Raw genomic sequence first — 16,611 nt, 5'->3', positions numbered from 1 at the left:
AAAAGAGCAAACCAGTAACGGCTTGCTCTTAATCATTTATACATAATTATTCAAATTTATTTTTAATTTTATAATCTTTCTTTAAATCTTCCAACCATGTGCTGTACTCAGAAGATATCTTTTCGCTTAGAGCGGCTTCTTTAGCATCCTCTTTTGATTCTTCATAAGTGGATTCTTTAGCTTCTTTATGGCCTGTAGCTTTAATAATGTGGTAGCCATATTCTGATTTAACCACATCACTTACTTCATCAACTTCTAAAGCGAATGCTGCTTTTTCAAACTCTTCTACCATTTCTCCTTCAGAAATATAGCCGAGCTCTCCACCATTTTCAGCAGATGCTGTATCAGTGGAATTTTCTTTGGCGAGTTCAGCAAAATCCTCGCCGTCTTTGATTTTTTTCAATAATTCCTTTGCTTTGTCTTCGTCTTCAACAAGGATGTGGCTAACTTCAACTTGTTCAGATTGATCATAATTTGCTTTATTCTCTTCATAATAAGCTTTTACTTCATCCTCAGTGATTTCAATATCTTCCTGCATTAACTTTTCGATTTTAATATTTACCGCTATATCCTCTTTTAAATCATCAAGAGTTAAACTGCTAGCTTCAAGTGCTGATTTTAAAGCATCCTCTCCACCATAGCTTTCTATATATGCATCTACTTCTTTATTAATTTCACTATCATTAACTTTTATATTGCGCTCATCTGCTTCCTTTTCAATAACCTTCATCGTAACTAAGCTATCTACAGCAGAAGCTCCATACACATTGGCCATTGTGTCATATAATTCACTTTTAGTAATACGGTCGCCATTGACACTGCCTACTGTTTGAGATTTAGTATAAGCATATGCTCCGCCAGCTATAGCTGCAGTTAATACGGCAGCTGCTGCAATACCAGCAATCCATTTTTTATTTTTACGTTTTTTTGTTTGATCTGTTTTTATTTCAGTAGCTTTCTCTTCTGTATCTGAAGTATTCTTTGTCTCGTTGGTCATAATATAACTCCTATCGAAATAAAATTTATGTTGTCTGTTAACAATACTATAATCATATAATGTGTCAGGAATATGTCAAATATAAAATACCCACTGTCAAATATTGTTTAGTCAATGAAACAATGAATATTATTAGCATTACTATATGTAATATTATCTAATATAGTATATAAAAATATCATAAAGTGAAAATATAACCACTAGTTGAATTTGCACTGTATGTTTTCACTCCCTAAAGGATACTGTTCTACAAAAATAGATCTTCAACCATTAATTTTCTAACATAATAATATGTTCCAACCTTGTCCTAAAGTATGGTTAGACGATTAAAAATAAAAACTCCTTTTCAACTATATTTAAGCACTTTGTGTGAATAAGATTCATTTACGCATTAAAATGAAGATAATAGTAAAATAAAGGGGACTTTATAATGGCAGAGCATCAATTTATTTTAGAGGCTGTTTGGCCTGGATTACGAAACGATATAGGAGAAATACATACTAAAAACCTTCATACTAAAGTTTCGATACCGGAGGAAATGGATGGACCTGGAATCGGAACAAATCCTGATGAAATGTTACTTGGTGCTGCAGCAACCTGTTATATTATTACGCTGGCAGCCATGATGGAACGCAGCTATTTAGAAAAAGAAGGGTTAACCTTACAGTCAGCGGGAATTGTCGATGTAACAAACGGTGTGTTTACCTATAAAAAGATCATTCATCGGCCAACGATTATACTAAAGGACTCTGCAACAAAAGAAGATATCGGACTTGTCCAAAAACTAGCCCAAAAAGCTGAAGCATCCTGCATGGTCAGCCGTGCTCTCAAAGACAATGTAGACATAGAATTAGAAATCACGGTTAAGCGTATTTCTGAATAATGGTTATATACTCTAGAAGATTTTGAGTTTATTCAATCCTAATATCCGTAATAAACAAGAAACAACCTGAGCCCATATGAACTCAGGTTTGTTTATTTAGAGTTGATCTGGAGTACGATCAAGTCCCTTAACAATAGGAATCTCAGTTTTAGCCAACTCTTCTTCAAGGTTTATTCTGGGACTGACGCCTGAATTTTTACCTGCAAAGCTTTCAATTAACTCTTTCATGTCGATACCGGAGGATGCTTTTAATGACTCTTGTAAAGTTGCCATTAAATTCGTCGCATATCCGGTCACTTTATTGGCGCCGCCGCCTGTACCGCCGCTCCCTGTATCAACAATCGTAATTTTATCAATACTGCTCAGCGGTTTAGCCACTTCCCTTGCATATTCCGGAAGCATTTTTAACATCATATCCATAACAGCAGCCTGACCAAATTGCTCGAAGGCTTCTGCGATTTTTTGCTTTGCTTCCGCTTCCGCCAAACCTTTTAAACGAATGATATCCGCTTCGGAAACCCCTTGTGCTCTTTGTGCTTCTGCTTTTGCAAGACCATCTAAACGTACTCTCTCTGCTTCCGCTCTCGCCATTGCTTCGATGCGATATTGATTGGCATCGGCTTCAGTTAATTGCTTTGTTTTTTCCGCAGAAGCTGCTTGTTCAACTGCGTAGCGATCTGCATCCGCCTTTTTCTTCACTTCAGAATCATATTGCTTTTCACGGCGTAAAATTTCTTTTTCTTCTAATTCAATCAGCTTCTGCCGCTCAATGATTTTAATTTGCATCTCTTGTTCCGTAACATCTTGCTTAGAACGTGCAGTCTCCAAATCATATGCCTGATCGGCTTTTGCTTTAGCAATATCCTGTTCACGTCTGAATTCAGCAATTTTCAATTGATTTAATTTTTCTGCCTCTGCGATTTCAGTTGCACGTTCAAGTTCAGCTTTTTGCGCTTCCTTGGATGCTTCAGCCCGTTTGATCCGTGTTTCTTTATCGGCTTCGGCTGTTGCGATATCCGCATCCCTTTTCACCTGAGCTATTCTCGGTTTACCAAGCGATTCCAAATATCCATTTTTATCACGTACATCTTTAATTGTAAATGAAACGATAACCAATCCCATTTTCGCTAAATCCTGTGAGGCAACCCTCTGCACTTCCTGTGAAAATTTTTCACGGTTTTTATAGATTTCCTCAACTGTCATCGAACCAAGAATGGAGCGTAGATGCCCTTCCAGTACTTCTCTTGCTTCCTGTTCACGGTCATCCTTCGTTTTCCCTAAAAATTGTTCAGCAGCCGTTGCAATTTCAGAAATGGTATTACCTATTTTAATAATGGATACACCATCGGCCATTACCGGCACACCCTGTTCGGTATATACTTCCGGTGTTGAAACCTCTAATTTACTCGATAATAAGCTCAACGGCTCAGCTTGCTGGAATACTGGAAGAACGAAGGTCCCTCCTCCGCGTACAATTTTGATTCGATTTCCGGATTCATCAATATGTACATTTTTACTGCCTAAGTAACTGCCCGTGACAATCAATGCTTCATCAGGACCAGCTGTTCTATATTTTGTAACAAAAACTCCTATAAGGGCTAATAAAATAAATACCACTGCACCAACAATACCGTAGATTAATGTCATACTACTCCCACTCTCCTATCCCAGTTCATTTAATTCTTCATGTGGACTGACATGCAGAACACCATTTTGGATATCAATGATTAATACCTTTGTCTCAGATGGTATCGCTTCTTGGTCAAAACTTACGGCCGGCTTTGAAAACGTTCCGCTTTTACTTGTTATTAATACTTCACCATACCCATTAACAGGTACTGATGTTATCACTTTTCCCAACCGTCCCTTTAGTTCATCCTCGGTTATCGTTAAAGATTCATGAGCTGCCGACAAGGGGACTAAAACGAATAGATTAATAATAGAGACAAGTATAAAAGCAATTGCGAAGGAAATAAAAAAAATGGGAAGTGCCCGCAATGAGGTTAAAGAAACAAGCACATACCCTGATCCGCTTGCAATGGTCAAAAAGCTTAGTATAAGGGTTGGGTTTAAAAAGTCAGGGAGGTCTAATCCGGCAAACAGATCATTAAATAATATGAAGAAAAACGTAAGGATACCGGATATAATCAGTGAATATAAGAAAAAATCAGCTAATTCCACCCCTAAAAATTCCATACTAATCAACCCTTTATCAGTTATTTTTCGCTATTCAATGAATCCTTTAATCTTTGTAATTCTGATTCAACTAATTTTTCGGTTTCCATCTTTTTAAACTCATTATCAATTTCAAGATGATTACTTTTAAGCTCTTTACTGACTTCCGCTTCTGCTTCATATTCCATTACTTTTTGTTCCATTCGTTCAAATCCAGCTTTGGCCGAATTTCGACTTTCTGTATGGAAAGAACGATTTACTGAAGCTTGCACTTTAGCAGAAAGCGCTCTTGCCTTTAATGTATCTCTGCGCATCACAAGTTCCTGATAATCAGCTTTCATTTCTCGCAGTCGATTTTGCAAATCCTTGACATTTTGTTTAGCCTGTTCATGCAAATTCTCCAATGAGGCAAGCTCAATCCCGAGCTGAAGTTTGTTTTCTAAAGCTTGTTTTGCAAGCGTCTCTTTACCAGCTTGAATGGCTTCCATTGCCTGAGTATTACGTTTTTCAATCAGTAATTTTAAATCGGTGATTTTTCTGTGGGTTAATTTCTCCTCAGCCATGACCTTTGCAGTTGTCTTCTCTGCTTCTTCAATTTCATGATTCATTTCTCTTAGGTATTGGTCGGCCATTTTAATGGGATCTTCTGCTTTTTCAATGAGTGCATACAATTCTGAACTGACCACCGTCTTCATTCGTTTAAAAAACTCAAACATCTTATCAACCTCCTAGGATAATCTTACCATTTTATACGGTTGAATATCACTGAAAGTTTCAATTATTTTACAATATTATAATAATTCAAAAAATTTTTATTAATGAAATACGATAGTTATTCACACCATGAATAATCTAATCATGCTTTTTGCTCAATCTTTTACTCCGCAATAGCCTTTATAGTAAGCTTAAAAAATAACAACATAGTTATTCTGAAAGGAGATTTTCATTGAATATAGAAAAACCAGAATCAATCGATGCAATTATAAGTGACTTAAATAATGAAATAAGCTACTCTTTAACTACTCTTTCACCGTTTAAAAAAACACCGGAAGAGTTAAAGGCGGCCAGCCAATTGGCTACATTAAGAGATTCAGATATAATGGCTATTTCGTCAATGGCTCGTATATTGATTTCTCAAAGTCAACACCAAACAGATCAAGAAATAGCATCCAAACTAATAAAAGAACTATCCAATTCTCATCCGAATCGTTTCATCAAAAAAATATGCAAAAAGATGGCAAAGCAAAAGTGGGGTGAAAAACATGAGACAGAATGACCTTCATCATTTATGGGAGAAAATTAAGCCAATCACATCAGATCCCATTATCCAAAAACAATTCTGGAGCATTCTTGTCAAACTAATTAAAAACGAACGAAATCTTCAAAACCAACTCCCCATTCAGAAGGAAGAAGTGTAAAAAAGGTTTCCAGAAAACCTGGAAACCTTCTAAGTACCTATTTCTTTTCTTGCACGCGGATTGTGTACGGTGACAGAGAAGCAGAACCTTGAGCATCTTTTAATTTTATATAATAGGTACCTTTTTTAAGACTGATATTTAAAACTTCTGTATCATTTCCAGCATATCGGTCAGAGCCGGCGATTTTTTTGCCATTTTGATAAACCTCAAAGGCTCCATCCAATTCCCTGCCGCCACTTAAAGTGATTTGACCGCTGAAGGCTTTATCCACTTTAAGCTTGTACCAATCTTCATCATTTTTCTTTGTATTAAATGCGTTAAATCGGCCTGTTTTCTCCCATTTTCCCTTCGATTTCTTAAAGCTGATTGGTTTTGATGGTTTATTTTTCTTAATAACAGTCCCGGCATCTTCATCTTTGTGATTCACTTGACTGAGCTTAAACGTATATTGAGTTAAAGAGAATGGTAAATATTCCCCATCACCCATAATCGCGATAAAATACGCTTTACCCTTTTGGAAATAATGTGAGCCATATGCACCTGCAGGATCATAATAGGAATCTATATATTTAATCGTATCTAAATCCGCATCATCTACATTCTTGTTATTATTTTTATCTTCCATTACGGCAATATACGAATAAACATCACCTTTAACTAGTGCAGGGAGTCCTGGTGTGCTTGGTTTATTATTATCCACCGTTAATGCATAGTTACCAGATGCTTTGGCTGTGTATCTAAACAGATCCGTATCCGATAATTTTGCGTAATCTCCTTTAACAGTAGTACCAGGAAGAGTCTTTACGTTTTTCATAGAATCGTTGTTCTCGTATTTATCAGCAGGCTTACCTACCAATCTTGATTCAAAGAAATATTTATCCGTAGAATAGGAATCAGACATCCAATCCATCTCAATCTTCATATAATAGGTTTTTCCAGCTTCAAGTGAGGCATAAAACGTATTAAGCTTTTTGCCGGTAAATGGATCATAATTATCAGCAACTGCTTCTAGTAAACGGATTTCATTTCCGTCTTCACCTTCAGATTCAACGACCTGATAAATGGAGTACGAATGTTTAGCTGTACCTAAATCAAAGGCATGGATTCCTGCTGATGTTACATTGACTTTATACCAATCTTCATCATAGCGTGACTGTAAATAACCCGATTTTTCACTTGTTAATTTATACGGAATGGCCATTTCATTCAGCATTTCAATTACTTCATCGTCGCCTTCTTCTTCCCAATATTCTTCATCATCACCAACATATTCTTCTTCTTCGTCATACTCTTCATCACGATCATAAATGGAATGAATTCCATCCTCGTCCGCTGGCATTTTGACTAGGCTGGCCTTGAAAATATAGGGATCACCGTTTTGTCTGATTGCACCAGTTATCTTGGTAGCCGATGATTCGAATCCTTCTGAAAGGATAAAAAAGTCAAAGAAACTTTCGGAATATCCTTCATATTTGTTAGAAATTTTAATGGTATAGGTTGTTTTAGGCTCAGCAGTGAATACATCCTGTTCACTTTCTCCGATGGTGCCGCTGTTAATTTCCTGTTCAAGAATATTAACATGCGTTGGCTCTTCTTCTGAGTTACCATCCTCTATGTCTCCATCTGCTTCCTTACTCATACCCTCACCTTCAGTAATTTCCTCCTTTTCTTCCAACTCCTCTTCATCTCTAATGTCTGTCAAAGCATAGACAAACATGCTGACGTCTGCACCAGGTGTACCATTTACAGAAAGCTTAATGTTTTCCTCTTTTTCACCCGTTGTAAATTGAAAATAATCATCATCTCCATTTTCGCCAACAAGATGCATTTTTTTACCGGTAGTATCATATGACAATTTTGGTATTATAATCGGGTTTTCTTTACCGGATTCATCTTTTGAAACAGTTACTTTTTTGAATACTAATTCATATTCAGATAATTTGCTTCCGGCCACATCGTAATTTCCGCTAATATCTTTAACACCAACGGTCAAAGTACCATCGTATGGTGCTTTAAAGTAATAACCCTCTGTTTTACCTTCAGTGACATCATCGATTTTTTTCGTGCTTGATTTATCCTTTCCATACATATTCACAAGTAATTGGGAATCAAACACTTTAGATCCCATTAAATTGATTTGATATGTTTCACCTTTTTTTACGGTATGCTTAATCCAGTGCTGTTCCAAAGGTTTCATAAATGTTTTTTTCACCGTATAGCTGCTGCCAACCGTTTTAGCACTTTTCATAATTGTATCCTTATTCCACACGGCAGTAGTTAAGGATGGAATTTTTTTAATATCAAAGCTTAAAGCAGATGATGGGTTGATTAGTCCATATCCATATTTCTTATCGTAGCCCTTCGTACTCAAATCGGTAGCTGTTTTCTTCAAGATGTATTCTACCTGTTCCGGTTTTAATTTAGGATATTTAGATAATAATAAAGAAACCGTACCAGTCACCATTGGAGCTGCCATCGATGTGCCGCTAAATGAAGCAAAAGTCGATTTTTTCTCATAATCATAGATTGGTGCATAAACATTATCCCCAGGTGCTACCAAATCTGTCGATACACCATAGGATGACCAGGATGTCAGTGTTTTGCTTTTATTCACAGCACCGACACTAATGACTCCTTCATATGCAGCCGGGTAACCTTTCATATCAGATCCTTCATTACCAGCCGCAGCAACAATCACAATTCCAGCCGCTTTCGCTTTTTTGATTGCGGCTTCAAGAACCGGTGAACTGAATGGGCCACCTAAGCTTAAATTAATTACCTTCGCTTTCTTTTTAATCGCATATAAAACACCTTCTGCGATATTGTAATCATACGCACCCCATTCTCTATTAAATACATCAATAGATAAAACCGAGGCATTTGGATTTATGCCATATCCGCCAATTCCATTATTCTTCTCAGCTGCAATTATGCCGGCTACATGTGTGCCATGATCCTCCGGCAATGAGGCGTTAACTGGATTATGGACATTATAGCTTGATACAATTTTGTTTTTTAATTCAGGATGATTTTTATCAATTCCCGTATCAATCACAGCCACCAATACTTTATTTTTCCCTGCTTTTTTCTGTGCAGCAGGTAAGTTTAACAGCTTGTTATAATATTGTTGACTGATCTTAGGATCGGTTTTGACAGAAGAAGTTTTATACTTTACGCTCGGCGAAATCGATGTGACCGAATTAGATTTACTTAATTCCGTGTAAGCTTGTTTAGCTGCGGATGCTGTTTTAAATTTTACAACTGAATAACCAAGGTTCCCGCCAGCCTTCATCACTTTCCCCTTATATTTGGTCAGGGTTTTCTTAGATAACGATCCACTATGCTTAATAACCAAGGTGTCTGCCTGAATATATTCGTCATATTTCTTCGTTGTTGGTTTGTAAATTTTTTCGGAACTGCGGATTTCATCTCCCTTTTGGTTTATTGAACTCACCTTTGCCGCAGCAAATACCCCACTTGTACCCGACGTGAGCAGCAATGCGGTAGCGGCTATGACAGCTACTATCTTTTTCATTCTTTCTCCCCTTTTTGTCTTCACTGATTTTTAAATTGAAGACTATTACCATTTCGTTACATTTATGTAAATAACCTGCTGTTAATTATGAAAAAGATTCGACAAAATTCTTTCTCTGCTATTTTGAAATCGGCAAAAAAACTGTTCAGCATTTATGCCAAACAGCCACTTATAATTTAAGGTGATTTTATTAATTAAACTGGGACCAAGGTAATATGTATATATTGCATCAGAAAAAATAAGCAATACAGCAGAAGTGCAGCATCATAGACGATGACTGCACTTCTTTTAATTTATCAATTGCTTCTCCGGTTCAACGCTCGTTCAATCTTCTGCCGATCCACATCTTCCACCCAATCCTTATGTTGTTCATATAGCGGGCGCAGTCGTTCAGCGTCTATAGCAATAACCTCACACCCACGGTCATCATAGACAAATAAAATAAGGTCTTTAGTGATGTTCACTAAGAAGACATCCGGATAATGAATGGCGTCCCCTCCGAATCTTGGCTTTAGAGGAAAATCTTCGTGAGTTGCTGCTTTTAATAATTCAGTTATGCGTATGTCCTTTGTTTTACACAATAAGGAAAATTGCTGCGTTTCATATTCTTCTTCATCTAACTCAAAAGGATATGGACATGTTCTCACCTGAATATGATTTAAAGAATTTCTATACTTTAGAAAAGGTTCATATACCTTCAACTTTCTCGTATGCTTTACATTAGTTTTATACGTGTACATATTCGTTACAAGGAATACGTCATCATATTGCTCAAATAATTGATTAAAGATCGTATCAAGTTGCTTGTACACTAGCCTAAATCTTTCACAATTTAGTTCACCATTTTTTTTGAACTGATAATTAGTGCCACCGAGCGTAAAGTGGATTCCTATGTCCCATTGATTATATATACTTGGCATTAATTCGATAGATGGAAATTTCTCCTTCAGATAGTCTATTACTTTCAAAGATTGATTCTCTCTTTCTATTATTAAGTGTATGGCCAATCTTACTAATTAAATAGAATTATTAATTCGGGTCTATTTTGCCGTAGAAAAAAATTTACTCACCTGTTAATCCGGTTCCTTTTACATATTGAGAAGGTGTCATAGATGTAATCCGTTTAAAAATCCTACTAAAGTAATTTACATCATTAAATCCAACTAGGTAAGCAACATCTGTGATTGACATATTTCCATTTAATAAATATAACTTGGCCGCCTCTATTCTTTTTAAATTGATGAAATCGGTGATACTTTTGCCTGTCTCCATTTTAAATTTTTTTGATAAATGTGATGGATTCACATGAATAGACTCTGCTATTTCATTAAGCATCAAGGGGCTTTCCAAATTGAAATTAATATATTGCACAGCATTTTTGACAATTGGACTAAACTTTCGTGTTGAGAACTCATTGACGAGTTCACAATATGCATCAAGCATACTCCTCATAAGCTTGTGTAAATATGGAAGATTATCTGCTCTTTCAATCAGAATAGCATATTTTTCTGAAATATCATGTAGATAAACCGGATGAACTCCGCCTTTTTCAGCAGCAATTCTAAATAATGTATTCTGAACAAACGTTAAATTTTTAGTCGATCGAATTGGATTTTCCGGCACCCTATTTTTTAGATGTACATCAGTTAAACCCGTTAATTGGTTTAATGCCCCTTCCTTATCCCCTCTTGCAATGGCATCTATAATTCTTTTTTCTATTTTATAACGGTGTTCAATGATCTTTTCACGATCCTCTTCTTCATGCTGAATAGGTTTTACTGGATTACTTTGTTTATTAATAGTCGGTGTAACCAGCTGTGATGACGAAATATAGTCGTGAGGACACAAATTTACTAATAACTCTCCAATACTTCTTATTTCTTCATCACTTAGGATTGATAAAGTCTCGTAGAAATCTTGATATTGCTTTCTGTCACTAATGGGTAAACTTTGAGAGGAGATAATTTGGCTGATAAATAAATCTGAAGGTAAATCAGACAAAAAAGGGCCAACCATCACTGTGCCTGCATATTGATCATCTTTCCAGATTCCAGCAAAAATACATTCCAATTTAGCCGAATTAATATAATGTAAATATTCATTTTTATTACTTGCCTTTAAAAATTCCGTGATTGATTTATTTTCCTCTTCGTTATTTGCCAATCCACTTGGTATCTGGTGTTTAGCCATTAGGATAATTTTATTTCCATCCAGGTCAAGCAGTTTTACATCCAATTTAACAATTGAACTGACCAGATTACATAGCTGAGCGTATACTTTTATCTGTTCCTGATTCAATCTAAATCATCCTTTAAAATTCACTTTTTTATTTTCATTATACAATGAAAACGCCATCACGAACTAAAAATAATACTAAAAAAACAAAAATTGTACGATATTTTTCTAAAATTAATACCTATAATGAAATTAATTCAGTAAACACTATATATGAAGACAATCTGTTCTTATATCCTGATTGTTTACTGAATTAATTTATAAACAGGGAGTTCAATACATGAGAAAAGTAATTAATCTGAATGACGCATGGAAATTCATTAAAGAAAACGTACAAGATGCAATGAACCAAGTTTATGATGATGCTAATTGGGAGTCCGTAAACGTCCCTCATACGTGGAATGCGATTGATGGCGCAAATGGATTTGATTTTTATAAAGGAGCATGCTGGTACAGAAAAGAATTTACTGTAGATACTATAAATGCCGGCAATAAAGTATATATCGAATTTAATGGAAGCAATAGTGTCACAGACGTTTATGTTAATGGACAACACCTTGGCCAACATCGTGGCGGTTACTCTATTTTCAGATTCGATATTACAGATGTTGTTACTTTCGGAGGTAAAAATACGATTGCCGTAAAAGTCGACAATACAGTTGTTGAAGATGTATATCCTCAAATGGCTGACTTCACTTTCTTTGGCGGAATTTACCGTGATGTTAATTTAGTTATTGCTAGCCATGTTCACTTTGATTTAATGGATCATGGTTCCCAAGGTGTTTATATCGTTCAAGATGAAGTGACGAAGGAACAAGCATCCATTACCCTAAAAACTAGACTTACAAATGATCATGAAGAAGAGAAAAAAGTTCGTTTATGGGCTGATATGCTTGATGCAGAAGGTAAGACAGCTGCTTATGGAGCAAAAGAGATTGTTCTTCCAGCAGGACAAACTACTGTTGTTGAATTGCCAATCAAAATCGAAAACCCAATCCTTTGGAATGGCCGTAAAAATGCCTATATGTATGAAGCTAACCTATCTTTAACAAGCTATAACGATGTAATTGATGAACTTTCCATTCCATTTGGTGTCCGTTTCTTTAAAGTGGACCCTGAAAAAGGCTTCTTCTTAAATGGAGAACACCTTCGTCTGAATGGGGTTTCCCGTCACCAGGATCGTAAAGATATGGGCTGGGCAATCACTAAAAAAGAGCACAAAGAAGATATGGAATTTATCAAAGAAGTGGGCGCTACTTCCATTCGTTTGGCTCACTACCAACACGATCAATATTTCTATGATTTATGTGACCGTGAAGGTATGGTTGTTTGGGCCGAGATTCCGTTTATCTCTATCATGTCCAAGACTGAGCTTGAGGGTATAAACGCTAAACAACAAATGGTTGAGTTAATCAGACAAAATTACAACCACCCTTCCATTATGTTCTGGGGTGTTCAAAATGAGATTCAAATTGGCGGTAACAGACCAGAAGTAAGAAAACTTGTTAAAGAACTTAATGAGTTAACGAAAAAAGAAGATCCAACACGTTTAACTACACAGGCCAACGTTATGTTTGTTCCTGATACAGATGAATACAACTATATCACCGACACGATTGGTTACAATAAATATTACGGATGGTATCAAGGTAAGGCAGAAGATTTTGCTGAGTGGATTGATGCTTATCATGCAACGAACCCACAAGTTAGCCTTGGTATCTCTGAGTACGGTGCAGAAGGTATTATCCAGTACCATACAAACGATCCAAAAGTAAAAGATTACACAGAAGAATACCATACTCTATATCATGAAACTGTATGGAATATATTCGCTGACCGCCCATTCCTTTGGTCAACATATGTATGGAATATGTTTGATTTCGGAGCCAACATTCGTGATGAAGGCGGTGTAAAAGGCAGAAATAATAAAGGTTTAATGACTTACGACCGTAAAATTAAAAAAGATGCATTCTATATGTACAAAGCAAATTGGTCTGATGAAAAATTCGTGCATATTACAAGCAAACGATTTGTAGACCGTGCAGACGAAAAAATTACAGTTAAAGTGTATTCTAACTGCGAGGATGTAACGTTAGTAGTAAACGGGACTACCTATACAACAGAACGTAACCGCGCTGCCTTTACCTTTAATGATGTGGCACTGGAAGACGGCATGAATACTGTAAAGGCAATCGGTACATCCGAAGGAAATACATTCGAAGATACTGCTCACTTCAATAAAGTGGATGAGCCAAATCCAAGCTACCTAGTTCCAGAAAGTGATGGTGGCGGAGTGGTTGCTAACTGGTTTGACATGCCTGATTTAGATGAAGACATGGAAATTGAAGAACTTGTTATCACTGATGATGTATATTCTACTCGCAATACACTCGGTGAGTTATATAAAAATGAAGAAACTAAGAAAGTATTAGAGAAGTATTTAAAAGGATTCAATGAGGATAATCCAATGTTCGGTATGGCAGAAGGTATGTCAATTGATATGCTGGCATCCATGGCGGATGATATATTTACTGAAAAAATGATGTATGCCATTAACAAAGAGTTAATTAAAATTAAAAAAGCTTAATTTAAAAAATGGAAATAGCGATCTGGGTTTATACCCGGTCGCTATCTTTCCTATATTCTTAGTCAAATAAAGAAGGTGCACGTATTGAAATCAATCATGTTATTTGGTGAAATGCTGTTGCGTTTAACACCAACCAATCATCAAATGTTAATTCAGGCAAGCCAGCTGGATATGATGTATGGTGGTTCTGAAGCAAATATTGCTGTCGCTCTCAGTCATTGGGGTGAAAAAACCTCCTATGCTACTTGCTTACCAGATAATAACCTTGGACTTGCCGCTGTCACACAGTTAAGAAAATATGGTGTAAACACTAATCATATCGTCTATAAAGGCAAGAAAATGGGCTTATATTTTGTTGAACAAGGTCATTCCATCAGACCTACAGAAGTCACTTATGATCGCCAAAACTCCGCTTTTGTTGAAGCTTTGCCAAATGATTATGATTTTGAAGCGATGCTTTCCGAAGTTAAATGGCTCCATGTCAGCGGAATTAGTTTAGGTGCAAGTAAAAATGCACGTGAAACGACTATGGAATTGGTCAAGGCGGCAAAACAAAAAGGCATTAAAATCAGCTTTGACTTTAACTATCGTGCAAAATTATGGACATTAGATGAAGCAAGAAAAGCTTACATCGAAATCCTGCCATATATTGATGTTATTATCGGAAGTTACCTGGACGTTCTAACAATCAGACAGGAAAAAAGAGAAGTTAACACATTCGAAGAAAAAATCGCTTTATTAAAAGAGTTTCAAAAAGAGTATCAGTTTGACCAAATTTACACAACTGAAAGAAATATTCTTGGTAACAATGTACAAGAATTACGATGTGCCATTATAACTGAAACAGAGCACTTCACAGCAGGTCCGGTTAAAGTAAATGTTCTTGATCGAATCGGTACGGGCGATTCATTTGTAGCTGGCGTATTATATGGAATCAACAATCAATACAGTCCTCAAGAAATCATTAATTTTGCCCTATCATCATTCGCCTTAAAACATACCATTATCGGCGATTTTCAAATTGCCAGCAAGGCGGATGTTCAACAATTTGATGTTGAAAATGAAAAAGTAGTTATCAAACGCTAATGAAAGCAGGTGCTAAAAAAGCACCTGTTTTTCATTTTCTCCCCTCTTCTGCTCCCTTTCAATAAAAAGCAATTCTCGAAAAACAAGTTTAAAGATTATGCAATTATGGAGATAGGTATATATATTCTATTAACAGCTTATATAGATTTACAGAAAGTGAGTCGATTGTTCATGCCATCTGAAGTACTAACAACTGATTTTTATATTTTAATAGCAGCGATCCTATTAATCCTCGGAATTCTGTCTACCAAATTCTCAGCAAAATTAGGAGTCCCTTCACTCGTCTTTTTTATACTTGTCGGAATGGCCATGGGAAATGATACCTTCGGCGTAATTAATTTTTCGAATGCAGGATTAGCACAAACGATTGGTGTTCTGGCCTTGATTATTATTTTGTTTGAAGGTGGAATACAAACTAAATGGAAATCATTGCAGCCAATTATTCTCCCTTCCCTTTCACTGGCAACCATTGGTGTTTTGATAACCTCTGCAATAGTTACGATAGCAGCTCATTATATTCTTAATGTTGATTGGCTGATAGCTATGTTATTCGGTTCAATTGTTGGATCAACGGATGCAGCAGCAGTATTTGCTGTATTAAAAGGACAAAACATACAAGACCATTCAGGTAAAACATTAGAGGCTGAATCTGGTTCCAATGACCCGATGGCAATCTTTTTAACCGTGTCCTGTATTGAAATGATTACCTCTTCTGAAGTAAATGTAGTTAATCTAATTGGATCTTTTATTGTCCAGATGGGACTTGGTTTACTGCTTGGATGGATATTCGGGAAAATAGCCGTTGCTGTGCTTAATCGGATCAATTTGGAATCAACTGGCCTTTACCCTGTTTTCGCTGTTACATTCGCTTTATTAACATACGGTATTACTGCGAATCTAAACGGAAGTGGATTACTGGCCGTCTATGTAATGGCTATTATCATTGGAAACTCTGAGGTCGCCTATGAAAAAGCTACACAATTCTTTGCCGAAGGATTTGCCTGGATGATGCAAATTTTAATGTTCATTATATTAGGCTTACTTGTTAATCCCGACGATTTATTTTCACTTGAAATTATCTTAAAAGGCTTATTGCTTTCTGTTATTTTAATCCTGATTGCAAGGCCGGCAGCTGTATTCATTTCTACTATTAAAATGAATTTCAATTTTAAAGAGAAAGTATTTTTATCCTGGGCTGGCTTAAAAGGCTCCGTACCAATTGTCCTGGCGACATTTCCCTTACTTGCAAACATTGGAGACAGCCACCTGATTTTTAATGTTGTCTTCTTTGTTGTATTAACAAGTTGTTTAATACAAGGATCCACCATATCCTTCGTGGCTGGCAAACTTGGATTAGCCGAGCCTGCCAGTGAAACCCCTAAGCATTCACTTGAAATTGTCTCACTGGGTAAGGCCAATGCTGAAATGGTGAAATATCAAATGGAACCGGACTCTTTCTTGATTGGGAAAACACTAATTGAAATACCATTCCCTGACCATACATTGGTCAATGCAATCATAAGAGATGACAAATTGGTTACCCCTACCGGTGACACAGTGATCAAAGAAGGCGATTTTCTCTATGTATTGACACCTAAGTTAAAAAAACGCAGCGTAAAACAGTTACTGCGAAAGAAAAATACTGATAATGAAGAATAATAGTAAGATTAGAAGTTAGTATCCTATTTCAAAACT

General features: G+C 36.3%; 13 protein-coding genes. 6 read left to right on the top strand and 7 right to left on the bottom strand.

Going from position 1 to position 16,611, the window contains the following annotated elements; translation table 11 throughout:
• Nucleotides 1–46 precede the first annotated feature (46 nt).
• Nucleotides 47–997 (bottom strand): peptidylprolyl isomerase, encoded by a 951-nt coding sequence (locus A8L44_RS07105; RefSeq protein ID WP_077248015.1) that lies wholly within the window; start codon nt 995–997, stop codon nt 47–49.
• A 430-nt stretch (nt 998–1,427) separates the two neighbouring features.
• Here A8L44_RS07105 and A8L44_RS07100 point away from each other — a divergent pair, with 430 nt between their 5' ends.
• Complete coding sequence (locus tag A8L44_RS07100) at nt 1,428–1,880, top strand: OsmC family protein (protein ID WP_066103613.1); 453 nt, start codon at nt 1,428–1,430, stop codon at nt 1,878–1,880.
• Between the two features lie 96 nt (nt 1,881–1,976).
• Here the strand turns inward: A8L44_RS07100 and A8L44_RS07095 are convergent, their stop codons facing one another.
• From A8L44_RS07095 to A8L44_RS07085, 3 genes are read right to left on the bottom strand one after another with little or no spacing between them, the layout of a single operon-like run.
• Nucleotides 1,977–3,527 (bottom strand): flotillin family protein, encoded by a 1,551-nt coding sequence (locus A8L44_RS07095; protein ID WP_066103610.1) that lies wholly within the window; start codon nt 3,525–3,527, stop codon nt 1,977–1,979.
• Nucleotides 3,528–3,542: 15 nt separating this feature from the next.
• The gene (locus A8L44_RS07090) at nt 3,543–4,076 is read right to left on the bottom strand and encodes an NfeD family protein (protein ID WP_066103608.1); all 534 of its coding nucleotides are present in this window, start codon (nt 4,074–4,076) and stop codon (nt 3,543–3,545) included.
• 20 nt (nt 4,077–4,096) lie between these two features.
• Nucleotides 4,097–4,771 (bottom strand): PspA/IM30 family protein, encoded by a 675-nt coding sequence (locus A8L44_RS07085; RefSeq protein ID WP_066103606.1) that lies wholly within the window; start codon nt 4,769–4,771, stop codon nt 4,097–4,099.
• Between the two features lie 230 nt (nt 4,772–5,001).
• Here A8L44_RS07085 and A8L44_RS07080 point away from each other — a divergent pair, with 230 nt between their 5' ends.
• Both A8L44_RS07080 and A8L44_RS18890 read left to right on the top strand, forming a co-directional pair.
• A complete protein-coding gene (locus A8L44_RS07080) occupies nt 5,002–5,331 on the top strand; it encodes a hypothetical protein (protein WP_066103604.1) in 330 nt (109 codons plus the stop codon).
• Nucleotides 5,318–5,473, top strand: coding sequence for a hypothetical protein (locus A8L44_RS18890; protein ID WP_175354253.1), 156 nt, complete (start codon nt 5,318–5,320; stop codon nt 5,471–5,473). Before A8L44_RS07080 ends, A8L44_RS18890 begins: the two co-directional genes overlap by 14 nt.
• A 37-nt stretch (nt 5,474–5,510) precedes the next feature.
• Here A8L44_RS18890 and A8L44_RS07075 read toward each other — a convergent pair whose 3' ends face one another.
• The 3 genes from A8L44_RS07075 to A8L44_RS07065 all read right to left on the bottom strand — a co-directional run bounded on the left by A8L44_RS07075 (nt 5,511) and on the right by A8L44_RS07065 (nt 11,306).
• Entirely contained in the window at nt 5,511–9,008 is a 3,498-nt protein-coding gene (locus A8L44_RS07075; RefSeq protein ID WP_066103602.1) for a S8 family peptidase, read from the bottom strand.
• A 296-nt stretch (nt 9,009–9,304) separates the two neighbouring features.
• Nucleotides 9,305–9,976: a DUF3885 domain-containing protein gene (locus A8L44_RS07070; protein WP_066103600.1), complete on the bottom strand. Its 672-nt coding sequence runs from the start codon at nt 9,974–9,976 to the stop codon at nt 9,305–9,307.
• A gap of 94 nt (nt 9,977–10,070) precedes the next feature.
• Entirely contained in the window at nt 10,071–11,306 is a 1,236-nt protein-coding gene (locus tag A8L44_RS07065; protein ID WP_066103598.1) for a helix-turn-helix domain-containing protein, read from the bottom strand.
• A 217-nt stretch (nt 11,307–11,523) separates the two neighbouring features.
• Here A8L44_RS07065 and A8L44_RS07060 point away from each other — a divergent pair, with 217 nt between their 5' ends.
• From A8L44_RS07060 to A8L44_RS07050, 3 genes are all read left to right on the top strand, one after another.
• Nucleotides 11,524–13,830, top strand: a complete 2,307-nt coding sequence (locus A8L44_RS07060) for a glycoside hydrolase family 2 protein (RefSeq protein WP_066103596.1) — start codon at nt 11,524–11,526, stop codon at nt 13,828–13,830.
• A gap of 84 nt (nt 13,831–13,914) precedes the next feature.
• Entirely contained in the window at nt 13,915–14,916 is a 1,002-nt protein-coding gene (locus A8L44_RS07055) for a sugar kinase (protein ID WP_066103594.1), read from the top strand.
• A 171-nt stretch (nt 14,917–15,087) separates the two neighbouring features.
• Nucleotides 15,088–16,575 carry a potassium/proton antiporter gene (locus tag A8L44_RS07050; protein WP_066103593.1) on the top strand — a complete coding sequence of 496 codons (1,488 nt, stop codon included), beginning with the start codon at nt 15,088–15,090 and terminating at the stop codon, nt 16,573–16,575.
• Nucleotides 16,576–16,611: the final 36 nt, after the last annotated feature.

This window comes from Bacillus sp. FJAT-27986, from assembly GCF_001685035.1.
Taxonomy (GTDB): domain Bacteria; phylum Bacillota; class Bacilli; order Bacillales; family Pradoshiaceae; genus Pradoshia.
Note: the sequence above shows the minus strand (reverse complement) of the source record. Positions and strands in the feature narration are given on the sequence as shown.